General features: G+C 65.4%; 15 protein-coding genes. 10 read left to right on the top strand and 5 right to left on the bottom strand.

The features are described 5' to 3' along the window. Positions 1-39: 39 nt before the first annotated feature. Both O6W96_RS02245 and O6W96_RS02240 read left to right on the top strand, forming a co-directional pair. Positions 40-1,449, top strand: a complete 1,410-nt coding sequence (locus tag O6W96_RS02245; protein WP_435372181.1) for a coniferyl aldehyde dehydrogenase — start codon at positions 40-42, stop codon at positions 1,447-1,449. Positions 1,450-1,654: 205 nt separating this feature from the next. After that, on the top strand, positions 1,655-4,063 hold the full coding sequence (locus O6W96_RS02240; RefSeq protein ID WP_353468042.1) for a TonB-dependent receptor: 2,409 nt from the start codon (positions 1,655-1,657) through the stop codon (positions 4,061-4,063). Between the two features lie 45 nt (positions 4,064-4,108). Here O6W96_RS02240 and O6W96_RS02235 read toward each other — a convergent pair whose 3' ends face one another. Beyond that, positions 4,109-6,091, bottom strand: coding sequence for a PAS domain-containing hybrid sensor histidine kinase/response regulator (locus O6W96_RS02235; protein WP_353468041.1), 1,983 nt, complete (start codon positions 6,089-6,091; stop codon positions 4,109-4,111). A 1-nt stretch (position 6,092) separates the two neighbouring features. Further along, positions 6,093-7,613, bottom strand: coding sequence for an ATPase domain-containing protein (locus O6W96_RS02230; RefSeq protein ID WP_353468040.1), 1,521 nt, complete (start codon positions 7,611-7,613; stop codon positions 6,093-6,095). A gap of 129 nt (positions 7,614-7,742) precedes the next feature. On the opposite strand from O6W96_RS02230, the gene O6W96_RS02225 reads away from it, so the two are divergent. Further along, on the top strand, positions 7,743-8,300 hold the full coding sequence (locus tag O6W96_RS02225) for a DNA-deoxyinosine glycosylase (RefSeq protein WP_353468039.1): 558 nt from the start codon (positions 7,743-7,745) through the stop codon (positions 8,298-8,300). Between the two features lie 80 nt (positions 8,301-8,380). Next, positions 8,381-9,013, top strand: coding sequence for a DedA family protein (locus O6W96_RS02220; RefSeq protein ID WP_353468038.1), 633 nt, complete (start codon positions 8,381-8,383; stop codon positions 9,011-9,013). Positions 9,014-9,016: 3 nt separating this feature from the next. On the opposite strand, the gene O6W96_RS02215 is transcribed toward O6W96_RS02220, so the two are convergent. Further along, entirely contained in the window at positions 9,017-10,714 is a 1,698-nt protein-coding gene (locus tag O6W96_RS02215) for an alkaline phosphatase D family protein (RefSeq protein WP_353468037.1), read from the bottom strand. A gap of 152 nt (positions 10,715-10,866) precedes the next feature. On the opposite strand from O6W96_RS02215, the gene O6W96_RS02210 reads away from it, so the two are divergent. Together O6W96_RS02210 and O6W96_RS02205 are read left to right on the top strand one after the other, a co-directional pair. Continuing rightward, positions 10,867-13,254, top strand: a complete 2,388-nt coding sequence (locus O6W96_RS02210) for a TonB-dependent receptor (protein WP_353468036.1) — start codon at positions 10,867-10,869, stop codon at positions 13,252-13,254. Positions 13,255-13,304: 50 nt separating this feature from the next. Next, positions 13,305-15,776 (top strand): PhoX family protein, encoded by a 2,472-nt coding sequence (locus O6W96_RS02205; RefSeq protein ID WP_353468035.1) that lies wholly within the window; start codon positions 13,305-13,307, stop codon positions 15,774-15,776. A 249-nt stretch (positions 15,777-16,025) separates the two neighbouring features. Here O6W96_RS02205 and O6W96_RS02200 read toward each other — a convergent pair whose 3' ends face one another. Next, positions 16,026-16,418, bottom strand: a complete 393-nt coding sequence (locus O6W96_RS02200) for a MerR family transcriptional regulator (protein ID WP_120300301.1) — start codon at positions 16,416-16,418, stop codon at positions 16,026-16,028. Continuing rightward, complete coding sequence (locus O6W96_RS02195; RefSeq protein WP_353468034.1) at positions 16,415-18,100, bottom strand: long-chain-fatty-acid--CoA ligase; 1,686 nt, start codon at positions 18,098-18,100, stop codon at positions 16,415-16,417. Before O6W96_RS02195 ends, O6W96_RS02200 begins: the two co-directional genes overlap by 4 nt. Before the next feature lie 131 nt (positions 18,101-18,231). Here O6W96_RS02195 and O6W96_RS02190 point away from each other — a divergent pair, with 131 nt between their 5' ends. From O6W96_RS02190 to O6W96_RS02175, 4 genes are all read left to right on the top strand, one after another. Then, positions 18,232-19,368 carry a thiolase family protein gene (locus tag O6W96_RS02190; protein ID WP_353468033.1) on the top strand — a complete coding sequence of 379 codons (1,137 nt, stop codon included), beginning with the start codon at positions 18,232-18,234 and terminating at the stop codon, positions 19,366-19,368. Then, positions 19,368-21,695 carry a 3-hydroxyacyl-CoA dehydrogenase/enoyl-CoA hydratase family protein gene (locus O6W96_RS02185; RefSeq protein ID WP_353468502.1) on the top strand — a complete coding sequence of 776 codons (2,328 nt, stop codon included), beginning with the start codon at positions 19,368-19,370 and terminating at the stop codon, positions 21,693-21,695. The genes O6W96_RS02190 and O6W96_RS02185 overlap by 1 nt, the downstream gene beginning before the upstream one ends. 289 nt (positions 21,696-21,984) lie before the next feature. Then, a complete protein-coding gene (locus tag O6W96_RS02180; protein ID WP_133031110.1) occupies positions 21,985-22,395 on the top strand; it encodes a DUF2147 domain-containing protein in 411 nt (136 codons plus the stop codon). Positions 22,396-22,456: 61 nt separating this feature from the next. Beyond that, a complete protein-coding gene (locus O6W96_RS02175) occupies positions 22,457-23,761 on the top strand; it encodes an OmpP1/FadL family transporter (RefSeq protein WP_353468032.1) in 1,305 nt (434 codons plus the stop codon). Positions 23,762-23,795: the final 34 nt, after the last annotated feature.

Below are 23,795 nucleotides of genomic sequence, written 5' to 3'. Positions count from 1 at the left end.
GTATTACGTCCCCCATTTCGAGGCCCTTTAATGACCGATATGCAGACCATCCTCACGGCTCAGCGCGAAGCGTTCATGGCGGAGCTTCCCGTCACCAAAGCCGTCCGCCTCGACCGGCTGAAGCGCGCGACGGCGATGGTGCGGGATAATGCGGCACGGTTTTGCGATGCGGTGTCGGAGGATTTCGGGCATCGCAGCCGCGAGCAGACGATGATCACCGATATCGGCGCCTCGCTCGCGCCGATCGCGCATGCCGCCAAGCATCTCGATCGCTGGATGAAGCGTGACCGCCGCCCGGTGCAGTTTCCGCTAGGGCTGCTCGGTGCGAAGGCGTGGGTCGAATATCAGCCGAAGGGCGTGATCGGCATCATCGCGCCGTGGAATTTCCCCGTGAACCTGCTGGTCGGGCCGCTCGCGGGCGTGTTCGCGGCAGGCAATCGGGCGATGGCGAAGACGAGCGAATACACCCCCGCCACCGCCGCGCTGTTCGAGGAGATCGCGCCGAAGTATTTCGCGCAGGACGAACTCGCGATCGTCTCGGGCGATGCGGAGGTCGGCAAGGCGTTCTCCGCACTCCCGTTCGACCACCTCATCTTCACCGGCGCGACCGCGATCGGCCGGCACATCCTCCACGCCGCCGCCAACAATCTGACGCCGGTCACGCTCGAACTCGGCGGCAAGTCGCCCGTCATCCTCGGTGCCTCGGCGGATATCGCGAAGGCCACCGAACGCGTCACGCTTGGCAAGATGATGAACGCCGGGCAGATCTGCCTCGCCCCAGACTATATGCTCGTTCCCTCGGCCGACGAAGCCAAGGTCGTCGACGGCATCAAGGCCGCCGCCAGCGCGATGTATCCCACGCTGCTCGCCAACGCCGACTACACGTCGGTGGTCAACGATCGCCATCACCAGCGACTTACCGATTGGATCGCCGACGCCCGCGCGAAGGGAGCGACGGTCGAGGTCGTGAACCCCGCCAACGAGGATTTCGGCGCCGCCAATTCACGAAAGATGCCGCTGCACATCGTCCGCGACGCGACCGACGACATGATCGTGATGCAAGGGGAGATCTTCGGCCCGGTGCTGCCGATCCGCCGCTACGACGGCATCGACGACGCGATCGCGCAGGTGAACCGCCGCGACCGGCCGCTCGGGCTCTATTATTTCGGCAACGACGAGTCCGAGCGTCGCCGCGTGATGGACCGGACGATATCGGGCGGGGTGACGCTCGACGACGTGATCTTCCATGTCTCGATGGAGGACCTCCCGTTCGGCGGGAGCGGCCCGTCGGGGATGGGCGCGTATCACGGGATCGATGGCTTCCGGACGTTCAGTCATGCGCGCGCGGTCTTCAAACAGTCCAAGCTCGACGTCGCGAAGCTCGCTGGGCTGAAGCCGCCTTATGGCGCAGCAGCCGCGAAGACGATCGCGCGGATGATGCGGGGGTGATGGAATGGGTGAGTGCTCACGCGTGCGCTCACCCATTCCCTCCGCGGGGTAGCCGCGGGCCCCTTCCCTCTTTCCGAAGTAGAGGGCGTTTGGGCCGCTACCGTAACAATTTCGCCGTCGTCTCGAAATCGTCTTCGATCTGTCGCCGACGCGTCACGCGGATCGGCAATGGGCCGCTGAGCGCCGTCGCGCTTCAGGGGACATCATGCAGACCATATCGTCGCTCTTCGCCGGTGTCGCACTCGCGGCGCTCGCCACGCCTGCCGCCTTCGCCCAAGCCGCACCCGAGTCCGCGCCGGAAACCCCGGTAGCCGCGCCGGCAAAGGTTCAAGCCGATCCGGCACCCGAGACTTCGTCCGACATCGTCGTGCTCGGTTTCGGCCAGAGCCGCCAGGTCCAGAGCGTCAGCGCCGTCGACCTCGCGCGTCTCACCCCCGGTTCGAGCCCGTTGAAGGCGATCGAGAAACTCCCCGGCGTCAACTTCCAGGCATCCGATCCGTTCGGCGCGTATGAATGGGCGGTCCGCATCTCGCTGCGCGGGTTCAACCAGAACCAGCTCGGCTTCACGCTCGACGGTGTGCCGCTCGGCGACATGAGCTACGGCAACGTCAACGGCCTGCACATCAGCCGCGCGATCATCTCCGAGAACGTTGCCCGCACGGAGGTCGCGCAGGGCGCCGGCGCGCTCGGCACCGCCTCGACCAGCAATCTCGGCGGCACGATCCAGTTCTTCAGCGACAAGCCCCGCGACACCGCCAACGTCACTGGCGGAGGCACCTATGGCTCGGACAGCACGTACCGAGGCTATGCGCGGATCGACAGCGGCGATCTCGGCGGCGGGCTGAAGGGCTATCTCAGCTATGGCTACCTCACCACCGACAAGTGGAAGGGCGACGGCGTCCAGCGCCAGCATCAGGCGAACGGCAAGATCGTCAAGGACCTGGGCGCGTTCGGTAGCCTGTCCGCGTTCGTGAACTTCTCCGATCGTCGCGAGCAGGATTATCAGGATCTCAGCTACGACATCATTCGCCGTCGCGGCCTGCGCAACGACAACATCGCCGACAACTATCCGCTCGCGCTGCAGATCGGCAAGACCTACCAGAACCAGGTGGCGCTCGCGACGTACACCAAGGCGAACAACGGCTCGTCGGTCGGCTTCGTCGCGCCGTGGGCCGGCGTCGGCACGATCTTCCCGACCGGGTTCGGTACGGTCGACGATGCCTATTTCGATGCCGGCGGCGTGCGGCAGGATTATCTTGGCGGGGTCACGCTCGACGCGAACCTGACGCCCGAACTGACGATGACTACGACTGGCTATTACCACAATAACAAGGGGCAAGGGTCGTGGATCACGCCCTATTCCCCGACCCTGGCCGGCGCGCTGAACCAGGACGGCAGCGCGATCACCGCGCCAAGCCCGCTCGGCTTCCGCACGACCGAATACAGCATCAAGCGCGGCGGTGCGCTCAGCAACATCGCCTATGAGACGGGGGCGAACACTGTCGAGGTCGGTGGCTGGCTGGAGACCAACACCTTCACGCAGGCGCGACGCTTCTATGGCATGACCGACAGCGCGACGCCCAACCGCGACGTGCTGAAGTTCCAGAAGAATGCGTACGCGACGCAGTGGGACGGCAAATACGGCACCGATACGATGCAGTATCACGTCGAGGATACGTTGAAGCTGGCGGGCGACCGGCTGATCGTCAACGCCGGGTGGAAGGGCGCCTATGTCGTCAACAGCGCGACGATGCTGCCCGACACGACCTCGCCGCTTTCGGTCGGTCGCATCTCGGCCAAGGACTGGTTCCAGCCGCAGGCCGGCATCCTGTTCAAGCTGACCCCGGCGGCGGAAGTGTTCGCGGATTATACCGAGAACATGCGCGCGTTCGTGTCGTCGGCGACGACCGGGCCGTTCGCGGCGACGCAGGCCGGCTTCAACGCGGTGCGCGGGCGCCTGAAGCCCGAGCGCTCGAAGACCGCAGAAGGCGGCGTCCGCTTGCATAGCGGACCGTTCCAGGCGTCGGCGGTCGGCTATTATGTCGACTTCTCGAACCGCCTGCTCGCCTTTGCCAACGGCGTCGGCATCCTCGGCAACGCCCCGACGCTCAACAACGCGGGCAGCGTGCGTACGTATGGCGCCGAAGTCTCGGCTAATTACCGCATCTTCCGGCCGCTCTCGCTGTTCGCGAGCTATTCGTACACCAACGCGGAATATCAGGACACGGTCACCGACGCGTCCGGTTCGGTCCAGGTCCGCAAGGGTGACACCGTCGTCGACACGCCCAAGCACATGGTCAAGGGCGAGCTCGTGCTCGAACAGTCGGGCTTTACCGGCCGGGTCGGCGCGGATTACATGAGCAAGCGTTACTTCACCTATCTCAACGACCAGTCGGTGCCGAGCCGCGTGCTGGTCGATGCGAGCATCGGCTACCGGTTCGAAGGTGACGGTGCGCTGCACGGCGTCGCGATCGAGGGTAGCGTCACCAACCTGACCGACAAGAAGTATATCGCGACGATCGGCTCGAACGGCTTCACCGCGAGTGGCGACAACCAGACGTTGCTGGCCGGCGCGCCACGCCAGTTCTTCGTTTCGCTGAAGAAAGGCTTCTGACCTTCGGAATGACGCCCGACCTGGCGAGGTTCGCCCGGTCGGGCGTCATTCCACCACGCGCAACCTGGGGCGGCCCGTCGCTGGCGACTGCCGCAGCAGCTCGTCGACACGGGCCGCCAGGTCGGTCTGTCGGAACGGCTTGGTCAGGCGGATGACTCCCTCGGGCACGTCCTCGCCCGCCGCGACATAGCCAGTCACGAGAAGCGCCGGAATACGGTTGCCTGCCGCCCACAATTCGGTGATCAGTTGGCCGCCGGTCATGCCAGGCATCAGATAATCGCTGACCAGCACATCCGCATCGACACCAGACCGGATCGCCGACAGCGCCTGGCTGGCGGATGACACTTCGACCACGACATAGCCGATGTCGCGCAGCATGTCGGCGGTGGCCGTGCGCACCAGATCCTCGTCGTCGACCAGCAATACCTTGGCCGCGCGCCGCGCGATGACGGGCTCAGCGGTGTTCTCGACGGTATCCATCGCCGCTTCATCCGTCGCAGGCAGCCACAACTCGACCGTGGTTCCCGATCCCGGTTCGCTCGTCAGGCGAAGCGTACCGCCCGATTGCGCGGCGAGGCCGTGGACCATCGACAGCCCCAGCCCCGTGCCCTTGCCGACACCCTTGGTGGAAAAGAACGGCTCGGTCGCGCGCGCGAGCGTCGCGCGGTCCATGCCCACGCCGGTATCGATCGCAACGATCCGGACATAGCGATCTGCCACCAAGCCGACCGTGTTGCGCTCGTCGACGATGATTTCGCTGACCGTCAACGTCAGCTTGCCGCCACCGGGCATGGCGTCGCGCGCGTTGATCGCCAGGTTCAGCAGCGCGAGTTCGAGCTGGTTCGGATCGACCCGCGCCGACGACAAATGCCGGGGAATCTCGGTCGTCACGGCGATGGAAGGACCAAGAGACCGACGCATCAGGTCGACCAGCCCGTCGATCAGCGCACCGATATCCACGGCCCGCGGTTGCAAGGCCTGCCGCCGCGCGAACGCCAGCAACCGCTGCGTCAGCGTCGCAGCCCGTTCCGCTGCCTGCAACGCGCCGCCGATCATCCGCTGCGTACGTTCGTCATCTTTGTGCCGCCGTCGCAGGAGATCGAGGCTGCCGACGATCGGGGTAAGGAGATTGTTGAAATCATGCGCGACGCCGCCGGTCAGCTGGCCGATCGCGTCCATCTTCTGTGCCTGCGCGAGTTGCGCGTCGGCCTCCTTGCGATCGGTGACGTCGGACACCACGCCGGTCATCCGTGCCGCCTTGCCGGCCTCGTCATACTGAACGCGCCCTTTGGCGACGAGCCACCGCGAGGCACCATCGGCCGCATCGATACGGTATTCGACGTCGATCACGCCGGTCCGCGTAGCCTCGGTCATCGCCCGCGCGACCGTGCCGCGCTGCTTGATATCGACGTGGCTCAGGAAGGTTTCCAGATTCCAGTCGGGCCTGCCCTCGGGATATCCGTAGATCGTATCGTGCCGCAGCGTGCGACGTGACTCCCCAGTCGTCAGATCGATGTCCCAGCTGCCCATGCCGGCGGCCTCGAGCGCGATCTCCAAGCTCTCTCGCGCAGTCCGCAACTCGCTGGTCCGGTCGAGCACGGCGCGTTCGAGCGTCACCGCGACATCGCGCAACTCATATTGCCGACGTCGTGCCGTGATCGCCGAACGGATCGCTCCCAGCATCGCCTCGGCATGCAGGGGCCTCTCCAACAGCAGGACGTTCCCCAGATCGGCGAGCCGCTGGGTCGCGAGCGCAGTGCGCGGCGTCCGGGTCCCGTTGGCGAGCACCACGAACTGGATATCCGCCCAATTGGGTTGAGCCGCGACCCATTCCGCCAGCGGCGTAACCTCTGCGGTGGTCAACGCTTCCTCGGTCAGCATCACTGCGGCGGCGCCCTTGGACAACTCCAGAAGCAGACCGGCCTGATCGCGACACACGAACGCGACGATGGCGTTCCGGGTCAGCAGATCCGCAGCAATCGCCGCATCACGCCCGCGCGGCGCCAGAATCAGGACACGATCGTCCATGTCAGTCGCGCGAGTCCCGCATATCGAAGCGACTGGCCATCAACGTCTTTCCTTCGCCGGAGAATGTCGGAACGCCGGTCAGCACGCCCTGGAATTCGCGAAGGGGCTCGCCGACCAGCAATCCGTTGCTACCGATCTGGAACTCCCGGATCGTGCGTTCGTGCCGTGCGGTTCGTGTCTTGATGACCGAAATCGCCTGCCGCACCTCGCCATATGCCTCGAAATAGCGGAGCTGGACGATGGTATCGGACAGATAGCTGAGGTCGACATCGGAACGAACGTCGCCAGTGATCCCGTGCAGGCCGAGGATCAGCAGGCTGACGATCCCCTTCTGGCCGAGATACGTCAGCATCTCGTGCATTTGGAGGATCAGGAACTGCTCGTTGGGCATCGCCTGGAGGTAGGCGTTGAGGCTGTCGATCACGACGATCTTCGCGCCGTGCTGTTCGACCGCCGCACGCACCGCGCCGGAGAACTCGCCCGGTGACATTTCGGCCGGATCGATCGCGCGCAACTCGAGTTGACCGTTCTCGACGAACGGCAGCAGGTCCATGCCGAGTGACGCGCTCCGCTTCAGGAGTGTCGGCAACCGCTCGTCGAACAGGAAATACGCCGCCCGCTCGCCACGCTTGAGCGCTGCGATCATCGATTGGACCGATGCTGTCGTCTTGCCGACGCCCGCTGGCCCCGTCAGCAACGTGGCGGTACCGGGGATCAGGCCACCACCGAGCAAGGTGTCGAGTTCGGCCGAGCCGGTCGAAACGGGCTCGTCGGAATATTTCATCACGTGCTCGGATGCGATGAGTCGCGGATAGACGCGGAGCCCGCCGCGTTCGATCTCGAAGTCATGATAGCCACCACGATACCGCACGCCGCGCATCTTCACGACATGGAGACGCCGACGCTGCGCGCCGAACCCCGACAGCGTCTGTTCGAGCGAGACGACGCCGTGCGCGATGCTGTGCAACTGCAGATCGCTGCCCGAACCACTTTTGTCATCGAGGAACAGAACGGTGCAGGCACGTGTCGAGAAGAAGTGCTTGAGCGCCAGGATCTGCCGACGATAGCGGATCGGACTCTGCGCGAGCAGGCGAAGTTCGGACAGGCTGTCGATCACGACCCGCTTGGGACGAAGCTCATCGACCTTGGCCATCACATCGCGAATGGTTTCGCCGAGTTCGACTTCGCTCGGGTGCAGCAACGTCTGTTCGTGATCCTCGCCAAAACCATCGACCGGCACCATCTCGAAAAGCGTGAGCGAGTCCAGCGACCAGCCATGCGTCGTCGCCACCGCGCGAAGTTCGACTTCGGTCTCCGCGAGCGTGATATAGAGCCCTGGTTCCCCCGCCGACGCACCGGTCAGCAGGAAGCCGAGTCCGAGCGTAGTCTTGCCTGTGCCGGGGGTGCCCTCGACGAGATACATCCGATCGGGCGTCAATCCGCCGTTTAGGATATCATCGAGACCCGCAATTCCAGTCCGAGCGAGCGCCGGCAATTGTCCGTCTTTTGCCAACGCGGCCATCCTTCTCATCCCCCCGAGCGCACCCCCCTCGGGATACGACCTGTTCTCTGCGTCTTAAGGGAGAAGTCTTCGATCGCATAGCCTCGCACCACTCCGCAGGCCATCGACCTTGCAGAGGCGCTGTCAATCATGACACAGCGCGACGTCGTCACGATCGAGGATTCCATGTCGATCAAGCATTCGTTCCCGCCGGTCGTCGATGACGATGCGCGTATACTGGTCTTGGGGAGCCTGCCGGGCGACCGATCACTCGCGGCGCAGCGATATTATGCGCATCCGCAGAACCAGTTCTGGCAGCTGATGTCGCCGGTCGTCGGCCATGACTTGGTCGCGCTCGACTATGACGTTCGGCTCGCAGCACTGCGGTCGAGTGGCGTCGCATTGTGGGACGTGGTAGGTTCAGCGCGTCGCGTCGGCAGCAGCGATGCCGCGATCGTCGATATTGCCGGGAACGACATTGCCGCGCTGGCCGCACGACTGCCTCGGTTGCGCGCGATCGCTTTCAACGGCGGGACTGCGCTGAAACAGGGGCTCAGGCTACTTGGGCGGGATGCCGTGGGCGAGGACAGCGATGGTCCGGCGATCGTCGCATTGCCGTCGAGCAGCCCGCTTCACACGATCGGGTTGGCGGCCAAACAACCGGCGTGGAACCAGCTCGCGGCGTTCTTGACCGATCTTCACCGCTGACAGGCTGACGGGCGTCGAAGAACGACGGACGCTCGCATACGAGGCTGGCGAAGTTTGACGTGCTGCGGCAAGGGCGGCGGATGTCGATCGAAACGCTTATCGCGCAATACGGCCTCGCCGCAATCTTCGTCGGCGCAGGTCTGGAGGGAGAGACCTCGGTCGTCACCGGGGGCCTGCTCGCGCATGAAGGCCTGCTATCCTTGAGCGGCACCGCGCTGGCAGCCGTGGTCGGATCGTTCGCCGCCGATCAGCTCTTCTTCTTCGTGGGACGGCGCTACCGCGATACCGCACGGGTCCGCAGGATCGCCGCGAAACCTGCCTTCGCCAAGGCGCTCGACACGCTGGACCGGCATCCGACGGTCTTCATCCTCAGCTTCCGTTTTCTGTACGGACTGCGCACGATCAGCCCGATCGCGATCGGCACGTCGCACGTCCCCGCGCGGACCTTCGTCGTGCTCAACGCGATCTCGGCGGCGCTGTGGGGCGTGCTGTTCACCGGCATCGGCTATCTGTTCGGGCATAGCCTGATCGAGGCGATCGATGCGGTGATGCCGAAGCACAAACTGCTCGGCATCGTCGCGATCATCGCGCTGGTCGCCCTGGTCATGACCACGATCCGCTATTGGCGTCGGCGTCGATCGAACGCCGCCCGCCAACCCGAGGCGGGCGAGCGGCGTTCGGTGGAGTCGACCGACGCCTCGAACCAAACCTGAGGCTCAGCCGATTTTTTCGAGCGGCTGGTCCGGACGATCGGCATGCGTGCGGAACCGCGCGGCAGTGGCCTGCGTGTACGGCTTCGCCATCACCGTCGAGACGGTGATAGAGTCCGCGGTTGCGTGCTCCGGCGTCAGCGTCAGCAGCGTGAAGCCCTTGCCGACCTGATCGCAGAACCGCACCTCGCCTTTGTTGGCATTGGCGATCAACGTGCCGATATCGGGCAGCAGCGAGCCGTAGGACGGGCTGGTGATCGCGGTGCAGCCGAACTCGGCGGCAACCAGCTTGCCCGACGTGTCGTGCAGGTCGTTGGCCCATGCCGCGTGACTGTCGCCCGACAGCACGATCGGGCGTGACTTCGCGCGCTGGAACGCCGCATACAGCCGTTCGCGCGCCGCCGGATAGCCATCCCAGCTGTCGAACCCGAACGGTAGGCCAGCGCGGTACGACGCGATGCTGGCGGTCAGCCGCTCGCGCCACATCGCCGGGAGCTTCGCCATCGTCTCGGCGAACTTCACCGGACCGAGCTGGCGCTCCATGTCGGGGCCTGCGACCTTGGCCATCACCACCTGGTTGCCCAGCACCTGCCATGTCTTGCCCGCCGCGACCGAGGTCGCCATCGTCTTCTCGACCCACGCCAACTGCGCGGGCCCGAGCAGTTCGCGATCGGTCCGCGCGCGCTCGGCCAGCATCGGCGCGTATTCGGCCTGCGTGATCTCCTCGCCTTTCGACACCACCTGATGGCTACGCGCGAGCAGTCGCGTCTCGACCATCACCAGCGTCGCGAGATCGCCGAAATCGAAGCTGCGGTTGATCGCCGCCCAGGGCTGGCCGGGCCTGGGGTCGCGGATCGGCATCCACTCGAAATAGGCCTGCATCGCCGCGGCTTTCCGCGCGTCCCAGTCACCCTCGGTCTTGGGATCGTGGTTCTCGGCGCCGTGCATCCAGTCGTCGTTGGCGACCTCGTGATCGTCCCACACGCAGATGAACGCGGTGCGGGCGTGCGCGGCCTGCATGTCGATGTCGCGCTTCACCTGCGCGTGGCGCATGCGGTAGTCGGCGAGGCTGACGATCTCGTGGCGTGGCTCGACGAACCGGCCGATCTTCCTGGCGATGTCCGCGCCATACCCGTCGACGCCGTATTCGTAGATATAGTCGCCGAGGTGGAGCACCGTATCGACGCGGTCGAGCTTGGCGATCGCGTCATAGGCGTTGAACAGGCCGCCGGCGTAGAGCTGGCATGAGACGACCGCCATCACGACGTCGGCGACCTTGCCTTTCGGCAGCGTGCGGAACCGACCGACCGGCGAGCGGGTGCCGTCCGCGGCGTCGAACCAGTATCGATACTCGCGGCCCGGCTGGAGCCCGGTCGCCTCGACCTTGGCGGTGAAGTCGCGCGCCGCACGCGCCTTGACGCTGCCCGAGCGGAGCGGCTTGCCGTTCTCGGTTTCGGCCACGTGCCATGTCAGCGCGATATCGCCGGCGTTGGTTGCCTCGACCGGGGTCGCGCGCGTCCAGAGGATCGCGCCGTCGACCGACGGATCGCCGCTCGCGACACCGTGATCGAAGCGTGCCTTTGCCGCCCCCGCCGCCTGCGATGCGACGGCGGGCAGCGCGAGCGTCGCGCCGGAGCCGGCGAGTTTCAGGGCGTTCTTCAAAGCATCGCGGCGGTTCATCGTCATCGGTTCGGGCTTTCGCATCGGGTGTCGGCCGCCTGCTACCCGCTCTCCAAGACAGCGTAGTGAAAGGGATGTGACAGCGTCGTTACGCGACCGTCATCTTCGTTTCATCATTGCGACGTCGAAACGTCACGGAGCCCCCGTAGTGCGTCCCCAACGACACAGGGGACTTCATGACACGCATCTTCACGCGGCTCGCACTTGCGACGCTCGCCACGACCTGCTCGACCGCCGCACTTGCGCAGGCGTCCACCCAGGCCGACGTTCAGGACGGCACGCCAACCGACGAGATCGTCGTCACCGCGCAGAAGCGCGAACAGCGGATCGCCGACGTTCCCGTCACTGTAACCGCGATCACCGGCGCGAAGATGGCGTCGATCGGGGTCAATTCGCTGAGCGAGGTCGCAGCTTACATCCCCGGTCTGCAGATCCAGGAGCAGAGCGCGAACAACCCAGGCTTCGTGATCCGCGGCATCACCTCGGACAATGGCTCGTCGCAGCAGGGCGCGCGCGTCACGCTGTATTATAACGGCATCGACATCAGCCGGTCGCGCGGCGCGTATCAGGACCTGTACGATCTGGAGCGGATCGAGGTCGTGAAGGGCCCGCAGGCGACCTTGTTCGGCACCGCCGCTGCAGTCGGCGCGATCAGCGTCATCTCGGCCAGGCCGCAGCCCGGCGTATCGGGCGCGATCAACGGCTCGTACGGCAATTTCAACCGCACGCAGGTGTCGGGCTTCCTCAATGCCGGCAACGATGTGCTCGCCGGGCGGATCGCGTTCGCCTACAAATACCGCGACGGCTATGTCCGCAACATCGCCGGCGACGCGAACGTGCCCAACCAGAATCAGGGCGGCGTCGACCAGGACGATCTGAACGGCCAGGACCAGCGCGGTATCCGCGGATCGCTGCGCTATCGCCCGAGCGACAGCATCACCGCCGACCTCGTCCTCACCTATGACGGCCAGCGCAACCCCGGCACCGCGTTCAAGAGCCGCGCCCACGCCCCAACCGGCGGCCAGACCGGCGATTACGGCTATGCCGAACTGTCGGGCTCGCCGTACAGCGCGGCGGTGCTCGGCGCACGCAAACTCGGGCTCGATCGCAACGTCTACGACGCCAATCTGACGATCACCGCGGATCTGTCGCCGGGGATCACCTTCACGACCGTCAACGGCTATCGCCGGTTCGACGCGCTGGAGGTCTTCGACGCGGACGGCGGCCCCGCCGCGTATCTGGAGTTCGCCGAGGATGCGAAGGGCGACCAGTGGAGCCATGAGAGCCGCTTCGCCTTCGAAGGGCCGAAGTATCGCGCCTCCGTCGGCTGGAACGCATTCTTCGAGAACGGCTTCCAGCGCGTTCCGTTCGCGACCGAAGAGGGCACGTATCTCGCCTGTTCGGTTGCGGCGGCGTACCAGCCGATCCGCACCGCGCTGAACCGCGCGGGCATTCCGACCGAGACGGGCTGCGTCGCCGCCAACGGCACGATCCCGGCCACCCGCGCGACGTCGATCCTGACCGGCGGCCGTGCGACCGCAATACCTTACGCAGCAGAGTTCACGAACTACGGCAGGAACAACACCTACTCGGTATTCGCCGACGCGACCTATATCCCGATCCCCGCGCTCGAACTGACCGCCGGTGCGCGCATCCTGATCGAGGATCGCCAGTCGGGCTATTCGTCGATCCAGCCGAACTCGGTAATTCTCGCGAGCCTCAATATCCAGACCAGCCTGCTCGGGACGGCCAACACCAACGGCAACAAGTTCGTCGCCGAAAAGAGCTTCACCGCGATCCTGCCGCGCTTCAATGCGCTGCTGAAGCTCAGCGACGCGGTCAACGTCTACGGAACGATCAGCAAGGGCCGTCGCTCGCCGGTGGTCCAGCTTGCCGCACAGCGCACCGCGTTCGGCGTCGGTCCCAATCTCCAGATCATTCCGGAAGAGAAGGTCTGGAATTACGAAGGCGGCATCAAGGGAAGCATCGGCCCGTTCAGCGGCGCCGCCTCGGTGTTCTACCAGACGTATGACGGCTTCCAGTTCTCGGTGACGAGCAACGGCGTGACGACGGTGCGCAGCGCGGATTCGGCGAACAGCGTTGGCGTCGAGCTCGAAGGCAATCTCAAGCTCGCGTCGTATCTGTCTGCATTCGCGACGTTTGCCTATATCGACGGCGGTATCGGCGACGACGTGGCGAACGGCCCTTACGCCGGCAACCAGTTCCGTCTTCAGCCCAAGACTACCGCATCGGGCGGGCTGATCCTGCGCGCACCGATCGGCGGGGCAACGCTCTACGCCACGCCGAGCGTCACCTATAAGTCGAAGGTGTTCTTCGAGCTGCCGAACACCGAGGCGATCAGTCAGAAGGGCTACACGCTGGTCAATTTGCGCGCCGGGCTCGAGTTCGCGCAGGGCCGCTACAGCGTCGGCGGGTTCGTCCGGAACGCGACCAACAAGCGCTACCTGATCGACGCGGGCAACACCGGCGGGGGCTTCGGGATCCCGACCTACATCGCTGGCGAGCCGCGCTTCTACGGCGTGGAGCTGGGCGCAAAATTCTAATCCTCACGCATCGTTACACCACCACGCAACCATCCCCGGGGGGACCAAGCATGACGTTCGAGACCATCTATACCGACGGCGATATCGACACCAATCCGACCGCCAATCCGCATCTGAACGACCTGATCGAGGTGCGCTATTCGCGGCGCCAGACCCTGATGGGCGGCATGTCGGCGACCGCCGCGGCAGTGTTCGGCGGCATGCTGCTGACCGGGTGCGATGACGACAATGACGGCAACGGGTCTAGCCCGGTCACGGTAACCGCGACCGCCGGTGGCAGCTCGACCGCCGGCCGCGTCGCGACGCTCACCGGCGCAGCGATCGGGCAGGTCGACAGCGTGACCTGGACGCAGACCGCCGGCCCCGCCGTCACGCTCGCTGGCGCCATGACCGCCACCGCGACGTTCGTCGTTCCCGGCGCCGTGGCTGGCACGGTGCTGAGCTTCCTCTTCACCGCGGTATCGGCAAGCGGCTCGGTCACGGCGACCACCAGCGTAACGGTCGGCGCGGCCTCGCTCGGCTTCACGGCGGTTGCGAAGAGTCTCGCGGATGTCGTTGCGGTGCCATCGGGCTATGCGGTGACGGTGTTGTACCGGCTTGGCGATCCGATCGGCAACGGCGTTAGCGCCTACGCCAATGACGGCACCGACGCGACTTTCTCGAAGCGTGCCGGCGATCACCATGACGGCATGAGCTATTTCGGGCTCTCCGCTACCGGGACGCCGGATGCGAACGGCAATACGCGCGGTCTGCTCGTGCTCAATCACGAAAACATCACGCAGGCGTATCTGCACCCGAACGGCCCGACCAACACCGGTGGCGTCCGTCCTGAGGCCGAGGCGCTGAAGGAAATGGAATGTCACGGCGTCTCGGTGATCGAGATCAACCGCGCTGCCGCCTGGAGCTATACGACCGCGTCGTCGTTCAATCGTCGGATCACGCCGCTGACGCCGATGAGCTTCTCGGGGCCTGTGCGTGGCGCCGACAGCCTCAAGACGCGCTATTCGCCCGACGCCACCACGGGCCGCGGCACGATCAACAATTGTGCAAACGGCACAATGCCTTGGAACACGTACCTCACGAACGAAGAGAACTGGGTCGGGTATTTTCGCCGCGAAGTCGGCGACGGCGCACGCCGTGCGGCCAGCGGCCCCGCTGGCGTCAAAGCCAACACCTCGCTCGCACGCTATGGCAAGACCGAGAGCAGCAGCAGCACGGCTGGCAATTATGGCTGGTGGTCCGTCACGCCGACGGACACGGCGAGCACGCTCTATTCGCGCTGGAACATCACCGCGCAGGCTGACGCGCCCGCCGATGGCACGGGCGATTTCCGCAACGAGATCTTCCAGTACGGCTGGGTGGTCGAGATCGATCCGTTCGACGCCACCTCCACGCCGCGCAAGCGGACTGCGCTGGGTCGCATGAACCATGAGGGCTGCCAGATCGGCCGGACGATCGCGGGCGTGAAGCCGGCGTTCTACATGGGCGACGATGCGCAGAACGAATATATCTACAAGTTCGTGTCGGCCACACCGTGGTCGGCGAGCGATGCCACGGCTGCGAACCGTCTGGCGATCGGCGACAAGTATCTCGATACCGGAACGCTTTACGTCGCGAAGTTCGCGGCCGATGGCACCGGCCAGTGGCTGCCGCTGACCTATAATGTGGGTCCGCTGACCTCGGCCAATGCCGCCTATCCGTTCTCGAGCCAGGTCGATGTGTTGATCAATACGCGCCTTGCCGCGGATGCGCTGGGCGCGACGCGGATGGATCGGCCGGAGTGGACCGCGGTCAACCCTGCGACCGGCGAGATGTACTGCACGCTGACCAATAACGCGTCGCGCACCGTCGCGACGGTCGATGCGCCCAACCCACGCGCCTATGTCGATGCGCCGTCGACCGCGGTCGGCAATCGCAACGGCCACATCATCCGCATTCGCGAAAAGGACGATACGTCTGAGGCGCTGACCTTCGGGTGGGATATTTACGCCTTCGGTGCGGGTAGCGATCTCGATCCGACCAACATCAATTTGTCCGGCCTTGACGCAACCAACGACTTCTCGTCGCCCGACGGCCTCTGGTTCGGGTTGCCGAGCAACGCCTCGGGGACGATCGCACCGGTGATGTGGATCGAGACCGACGACGGCGCGTACACCGACGTCACCAACTGCATGCTGCTCGCCTCGGTGCCGGGAATCGTCGGCGACGGCGGTACGCGATCGGTTACCAGTTCCGCGGGCGGCGTGAGCAACACCGTCACGACGCGGATCGGCAAGGCACCGGGCGCGGCGCTGCGTCGCTTCCTGGTCGGGCCGAAGGAGTGCGAGATCACCGGCATCCATACGACGCCGGACGGCCGGTCGCTGTTCGTGAACATCCAGCATCCGGGCGAGAATGGTGGGCCGACGAACATTACGAGCAGCTGGCCGGCCAACCAGACGGGGACGGTGACGGCTCCGTCACGGCCGCGGTCGGCGACGATCGTGATCACGAAGAACGATGGGGGTGTAGTGGGGCTTTAAGCTTCGCGGTGGACTAGCGGTCCTCCCCCGCAAGGGGGGGCGCCGCCGGTGACGAAGGGGGAGGACGCGGAACGGCTGTTCCTCTTACCTCCCCCTCCGTCTGGCAAGTGCCAGCCACCTCCCCCTGGCGGGGGAGGATTTTACGGGCTCCTCGATCTGCGCCGTGTGCCCTGCCCCGGCGGAGGCCGGGGTAGGGCAGTTTCGAGGGTGGTGCAGTTTCGGGGGGGGGGGGACGACCTCCCGTCTTACTTAGACCGTTCCCGCCGGGATCCGCGCGAGTGCCTCCTGCTCGATCTTCTCCAGCTCATCGCGGGTCTGGACGATCGCCTCGCGTTGCGCATCGAGCAGGTCGATCCGCTGGCGACAGCGTTCGGCGAGCGCGCGCATCTGCTCCACATGCTGCGGGTCGGCGTCGTAGAGGTCGAGGAACTCCTCGATATCGCGCAGCGTGAAGCCGAGACGTTTGCCACGCAGGATCAGCTGCATCCGGGCGACTTCGCGCCGCGTGTAGACACGCGTCGTACCGATCCGGCAGGGCTCGATCAGCCCCTTGTCCTCGTAGAACCGCAACGTGCGCGCGCTCACGCCGAGCATGCGCGAGACTTCCTGTATGCCGGTCAAATCATCCTGTCGGTCGTTCACGCGTCCACTCCCCTCGCCTCCGACGCCGCCGCCTTTGCGGTCTCTTCAGCGACAAGTTCCTTTTTGGATAGCTTGCCGATCAGCGTCTTGGGCAGACTGTCGCGGATTTCGACCTCGCGGGGAAGCTCGATCTTGCTGATCTTGTCACGGAGAAAATCGCGCAGTTCGAGCGGGGTAGCGACCGCACCTTCGGCCAGCACGACGAACGCTTTCGGCGCTTGGCCGCGATACTTGTCGGGTACGCCGATCACCACCGCTTCGAGCACCGCGGGGTGTTCGTACAGCGCCTCCTCGATCACGCGCGGGTAAACGTTGTAGCCGCCGGCGAGGATCAGGTCCTTGATCCGGTCGACGATGAACAAATAGCCGTCCGCGTCGAGATGCCCGACATCGCCGGTGCGCAGCGCGCCGTCCGCGAACAGGTCTGCGGTGGCGGCGGGCTTGTGCCAATAGCCTTGCGTGATCTGGGGACCGCGGGCGCAGATCTCGCCATTCTCGCCGATCGGCAGCAGCCGGGTCGGATCCTCGCGATCGCGGATCTCGATCGTCGTGCCGGGAAACGGCAAGCCCGCCGAGCCTGGCTTGTTGAGGCCATCGATCGGGTTGCAGGTGATGATCGGCGAGGCTTCCGACAGACCATACCCCTCGCACAGCTTCGCGCCCGTCGCCGCCTCGAACGCGATCCGCACCTCCGCTGGCAGCGGCGCGCCGCCCGAGATGCAGGCGTGGATCGAGGACAGGTCGATCTTTTGCGTCTCGGCGGCCGTGGTGATCGCCGCATAGATCGTTGGCACCGCGGGGAAATAGCTCGGCTTGGTCCGCTCGATCGTCTTGAGCAGTTGCTGTAGCTCGAAGCGCGGCAGCAGGATCATCTCCGCGCCGGTGCGGATGGAATAGGTCAGCACGGTGGTCAGCGCGAAGACGTGGAACAGCGGGAGTGCGCCAAGCACGCGGTCCTGGTGCGGCTGCTCGCCACCGACGAACACGACCATCGCATCGGCGTTCGCGACGAGGTTCGCATGGCTCAGCATCGCCGCCTTGGGCTCGCCGGTCGTCCCGCCGGTATATTGCAGCACCGCGACCTCGTCAGGGGACACAGGTACCGGGGACGGCGCGCCCTTCACCTTGAGCAGCGCATCGAACGTCGAATGGCGCGCATCGCTGGGCGCATGGCCAATCTCGGCGCGCTTGAAGATGCGGTAGGCGATCGACTTCAGCGTCGGCAGAGCGCCTGCGATCGGACAGGTGATGACGTGCTTCACGCCCATCTGCCCCGCGACCTTCAGAACACGCGCGTGGATCTCGGTAATGTCGCAGGTGGCGATGATCGTCGCGCCGGAATCTTCGAGCAGATGCGCCAGCTCGCGCTCGACATAGAGCGGGTTGACGTTGACGACGACGCCGCCGGCCTTGAGGATCGCGAAGAACAGGATCGGATAATAGGGCGTGTTCGGCAGGCAGAGCGCGACGCGCGTGCCCTTCACGACGCCCATGTCCTGGAGCCCCCGCGACGCCCGATCGACCGACTCGCCGAGCGCGGCATAGGTCAGCGTCCGGCCCATGAAGTCGAGCACGTTGCGCGACCCGAACCGCTGCACCGACAGGTCGAGCATGTCGCCCAGCAGCCGCGGCTCGCCCAGCAACGGTACGCCGATCGCCTTGCCCCCGGAAGTGTCCTGCATCTCGCTCTCCATAACATGGTGTGCGTAAGCCATATTGTCGGCCGCTTCACCTTGACGTAAAGGTGAGGTATCGCACCTTAAGGGTAACCCGCAAGCGTTAACCGGGTCGACCGCAATATGAGAGGATCATCGTGACCAACGTCGTCATCGCCGGGTACGCCCGTTCGCCGTTCCACCTCGCCGGCAAGGGCGAGCTCGCCCGCGTCCGTCCGGACGATCTCGCCGCGCAGACGATTCGCGGGTTGCTCGACAAGACCGGCGTCGATCCGGCCGAGATCGAGGACATCATCCTCGGCTGCGCGTTCCCCGAGGGCGAGCAGGGCCTCAACGTCGCCAAGCTGATCGCGCAGATCGCCGACCTGCCGATTTCGGTCGGCGGTATGACGGTCAACCGGTTCTGCGGCTCGTCGATGAGCGCGATCCACATCGCTTACGGCCAGATCGCGGTCGGCGCGGGCGAGGCGTTCATCTGCGCCGGCCTCGAATCGATGAGCCGCGTGCCGATGGGCGGCTACAACCCCCTGCCCAACCCCGAGCTCGCGAAGAAGAGCGCCGGCGCGTACATGGGCATGGGCGAGACCGCCGAGAACGTCGCGCGCAACTACCAGATCACGCGCGCCGAGCAGGATGCGTTCGCGGTGAAGAGCCAGGACAAGGCTGCCGCGGCGCGTGCCGATGGCCGCTTGTCCGACGAGATCGTGACGATCCAGACCAAGGCGGGCCCGGTCAGCCAGGACGGCACGATCCGCGCCGGCACCACTACCGAAGCGCTTGCCGGCCTGAAGCCTGCGTTCAGCGCGGACGGCTCGGTGACCGCTGGTACGTCGTCGCCGCTGACCGATGGTGCGTCGGCAGTGCTGGTGACCTCGGAAGAGTTCGCCAAGAAGCACGGGCTGACGATCCTCGCGCGTATCAAGTCGATCGGCGTGTCGGGTTGCGCGCCCGAGACGATGGGGCTTGGCCCGATCGGCGCGTCGAAGAAGGCGCTGGAGCGTGCCGGGATCACCGTCGCCGACCTCGACGTGGTCGAGATCAACGAGGCGTTTGCGAGCCAGGCGATCGCCTGCATCCGCGACCTTGGCCTGAAGGACGAGACGATCAACCTCGATGGCGGCGCGATCGCGATCGGTCATCCGCTCGGCGCGACCGGTGCGCGGATCGTCGGCAAAGCAGCGTCGCTCTTGTCGCGCGAAGGTGGCCGTTATGCGCTCGCTACCCAGTGTATAGGCGGTGGTCAGGGCATCGCGACGGTGCTGGAGCGCGCATGATGGTCGACTCTGTGAAGAAGGTCTGCGTCATTGGCGCAGGCGTCATGGGCGCAGGCATCGCGGCGCAGGTCGCCAATGCCGGCATCCCGGTACTGTTGCTCGACATCGTGCCGCGCGACCTGCCCCAGGGTGGCGACCGTGACGCGGTGGCCAAGGGCGCGGTCGCCAAGATGCTCAAGACCGACCCCGCCCCCTTCATGTCGAAGCGTGCGGCCAAGCTGGTCGAGACGGGCAACATCGACGATCATCTCGACCGCGTTGCGGAGTGCGACTGGATCGTCGAGGCGATCGTCGAGCGGCTCGACATCAAGCAGGCGCTCTACGCCAAGCTCGAAGCCTTAAAGCGTCCCGGCACCGCGGTGTCGTCGAACACCTCGACGATCCCGCTCGGCAACCTCGTCGAGGGACGCTCGGACCAGTTCAAGGCCGACTTCCTCATCACGCACTTCTTCAACCCGCCGCGTTACATGCGCCTGGTCGAAATCGTCCGTGGTGAGCATACCGACGTCGCGGTCGCCGAGAAGGTCGAGGATTTCGTCGATCGTTTCATGGGCAAGCGCATCGTCCGCGCGAAGGATACGCCGGGCTTCATCGCCAACCGCATCGGCACCTATTGGCTGGCGATCGCGATCAACGCGGCGATGGATCAGGGGCTGACCGTCGAGGAAGCTGATCAAATCGGCGGCCGCCCTATGGGCGTGCCGAAGACCGGGATCTTCGGGCTAGTCGACCTCGTCGGTGTCGACCTGATGCCGCTGTTGTCGAAGAGTCTGTCGTCCACGCTGCCGGCTGGCGATCCGTATTTCGACACGGTGCGCGAACTGCCGCTGGTCGACAAGATGATCGCCGAAGGGTTCACCGGCCGCAAGGGCAAGGGTGGGTTCTATCGCTTCGACAAGGCGACCCGGACAAAGCTGTCGCTCGACCTCGCGACCGGCGACTATCGTCCCGAAGCCAAGCCCGGGGACTTGCCCGGCAAGACCGGCAAGGACCTTGCCGCGCTGATCGCCGAGCCGGGTAAGATCGGCACCTATGCCTGGACCATTCTCGGCAGCGTGCTCTCCTACGCGGCGATGCTCGTCGGTGAGGCTGCGGACGATGTCGTCGCGATCGATGACGCGATGAAGCTCGGCTATAACTGGAAATACGGGCCATTCGAGTTGATCGACCGGATGGGGCCGGGTGTGCTTGCCTCGCGCCTTGCCGAAGAAGGTCGCGACGTTCCTGCGATCCTGACGACCGCGGGCGATCGTCCATTCTACCGCGTCGAGAACGGCCAGCGCCAGTATCTTACCGCGACCGGTGAGTATGCCGACGTACCGCGCGCGGACGGTGTCGAACTGCTGGAGGACATCAAGCTCCGCTCGCAGCCGATCCTCACGAACCTGTCGGCGTCGCTCTGGGATGTCGGCGACGGCGTCGCGGCGCTTGAATTCCACACCAAGATGAACGCGCTCGACGATCAGGTCGTGGCGCTCATCAACGAGGCGATCCCAGTCGTCCGCGAGCGCTTCAAGGCGCTGGTGGTGTATAACGAGGCGTCGAACTTCTCGGCGGGCGCAAACCTCGGCGCGGCGATGTTCGCGGTCGGGGCGGGCATGTGGGACATGGTCGAGGCAAGCGTCTCCGGCGGGCAGCAGGCGTACAAGGCGCTCAAATATGCGCCCTTCCCGGTCGTCAGCGCACCGGCCGGGCTCGCACTCGGCGGTGGGTGCGAGATCCTGCTCCACTCGGACGCGGTGCAGGCGCATGCGGAGACCTATGCCGGCCTCGTCGAATGCGGCGTCGGGCTCGTCCCCGGCTGGGGCGGCAATGGCGAGATGCTCGACCGCTGGACCAAGTCGCGCACGCTGCCGAACGGGCCGATGCCGGTGCTGACCAAGGTGTTCCAGGCGGTCTCCACCGCTCAGGTCGCCAAGTCGGCGGCGGAGGCGAAGGAGATGATGATCCTGCGCAAGGCGGACGGCATCACGATGAACCGCGACCGGTTGCTGGCGGATGCGAAGGCCAAGGCGCTGTCGCTGGTCGACGGCTATGTCGCGCCGGAGAAGCCGACCTTCCGCCTGGCGGGGGCGAGCGGCCGGACGGGGCTGAACATGGCGGTGGCGGACTTCCACAAGAAGGGGATGGCAACCGACTACGACCTCGTCGTCGCGGATCGTCTGGCCGAGGTGCTGACCGGTGGCGACGCCGATCTGGTCGACACGGTGACCGAGGACCAACTGCTCGACCTGGAGTGCGCGGCGTTCATGGCGAGCGTCAAGGATCCTCGGACTCAGGCGCGAGTCGTGCATATGCTGCAAACCGGCAAGCCGCTGCGGAACTAACCGGTCGTCATCCCCGCGCAGGCGTGGGCCCATATCGGCTGACTTTGCGGCATGATCGCGAGATTAGCCCCTATGCGTTCCCGCCTCCGCGGGAATGACGGCACATGCCACGTGAACACTTTTTCACTGGCCAGAATCAGTAAGAAGACTTGACTTGTCTTCGTACAAAACTAGGGCGGGACCTTGCATGCCGTATACGGCAACAAGGTCGCGATAACGTCGGCGACCTGACGAGTTTTTAACGACCGTACACATACGGCGTCCCCACAATTCTAGGAGAGGATAGAAGATGTCCCTGTTTCTTATCGCCGCGATGCTCGCCGGCGCACCTGCCACCGCCGAGACCGTGATCGGCCGCTGGAAGACCGAAACGCACAACGCCATCGTCGAGATCGCTCGCTGCGGCCCGTCGATTTGCGGCAAGATCCTCACCTCCGACGCGTTGCGCGCCAACCCTTCGATGAAGGACGCGAACAACTCGAACACCGCGCTCCGCAATCGCCCGATCCAGGGCATGCAGATGCTCAGCGGGTTCAAGCCGGACTCGGACGGTGTCTGGAGCAGTGGTCAGGTCTACAATGCCGAAGACGGCAAGACCTACAGCGGCAAGATCACCCCGCTCGGCGCCAACCAGCTGAAGCTCCGCGGTTGCGTGTTCTTCCCGCTTTGCAAGACGCAGACCTGGACGCGCGTGCGCTGACGCGCGGCGCTGCCCCTCCGATACCTCCCGTCTCATCAGTATAGCTTTCAGGATCTCGTCCATGACTCTGCGTACCAAAGCCCCGCTTCTCGCGGTTTCCGCGCTCGTGTCCGCCTTCGGGTTTGCCAGCACCGCGTATGCCGATGCGTTCTATCTAGAGGCGCAGTCGGCGCGTGGCGCAGGGCGCGCCTTTTCCGGTGAGGGCGCCGATACCGGCCCTTCGTCGCTGTGGTGGAACCCCGCCGCGATCGCCGGCATCCGCGATGGCAGTGCGGCGATCAGCGCTACCGCAATCCTTCCCAAGGGGGACGTGATCGACAACGGCACGCTGATCCGCCGTCCAGGGCAGGCCTTCGCACCCGTCGGCGGCAACGGCACATCGCGCGATCCGATCAACAACGGTGTCGTGCCATCGGGCGCGGTCGCCTATCCGCTGACCGACCGGATCGCGATCGGCGTGTCCGTGACGTCGCCCTTCAGCTTCACCACGAACTACGAGGCGAACAGCTGGGCGCGGTACAGCGCGGACAAGACCCGGTTGCGCACGATCGACATCCAGCCGTCGATCGGCGTCGCGGTGACCGACTGGCTGCGCGTCGGTGGTGCACTGAACGTCGAGTATACCGACGCCACCCTCAACAATGCGTTGCCCAACGTGTCGGCGGCGCTGCCGGACGGCTTCCAGCAGCTCAAGGGCGATGGTTGGGATTTCGGTTGGACGGCCGGCGTACAGCTGCATAACGACTTCGCCACCGTCGGCATCAGCTACAAGTCGAGCATCCGCCACAATTTGAAGGGGAGCCTCGACATCTCCGGGCTGGTCGGTCCGCTGGCGGGTTCGAACGTGTCGCTCGACGGCGCGAAAGCGAGCTTCAACACGCCGGGCCAGATCATCGTCGCCGGTCGCGTTCGCGCCACCAACGCGCTGACGCTGAACGCCCAGGTCGTCGCGTACAACTGGAGCAAGTTCGACACGATCGATCTGGGCGCGCCGCTGAACACCGCGATCCCGGAGAACTATCGCGACAGCTGGAGCCTGGCGGGCGGTTTCGATTATGACGTCACCCCCAAGGCGACGATTCGCGCTGGCGTGCAGCGGACCAAGACGCCGACGCAGAATGGTCTGCGCGACGCGCGCGTACCCGACGCCAATCGCTGGACCTACGCCGCGGGTGGTTCGTATCAGCTGACCTCGCACATCGCGCTCGACGCGGCGGCGAGCTATGTGGACTTCTCGGATACGACGATCGACCGGGTAACCGCAGCCTATGCGGGAACCGCAGCCCAGACGCCGATCATCACCAACGGCTTCCTCCAGAATGCGCACGCGGTCGTGCTGTCGCTGGGTGGCCGGGTCACCTTCTGATAGCGTCCGCCTTCACGATCCTCCCCCTGGCGGG

The organism is Sphingomonas faeni (genome assembly GCF_040407495.1).
Lineage (GTDB): Bacteria > Pseudomonadota > Alphaproteobacteria > Sphingomonadales > Sphingomonadaceae > Sphingomonas > Sphingomonas faeni_D.
Note: the sequence above shows the minus strand (reverse complement) of the source record. Positions and strands in the feature narration are given on the sequence as shown.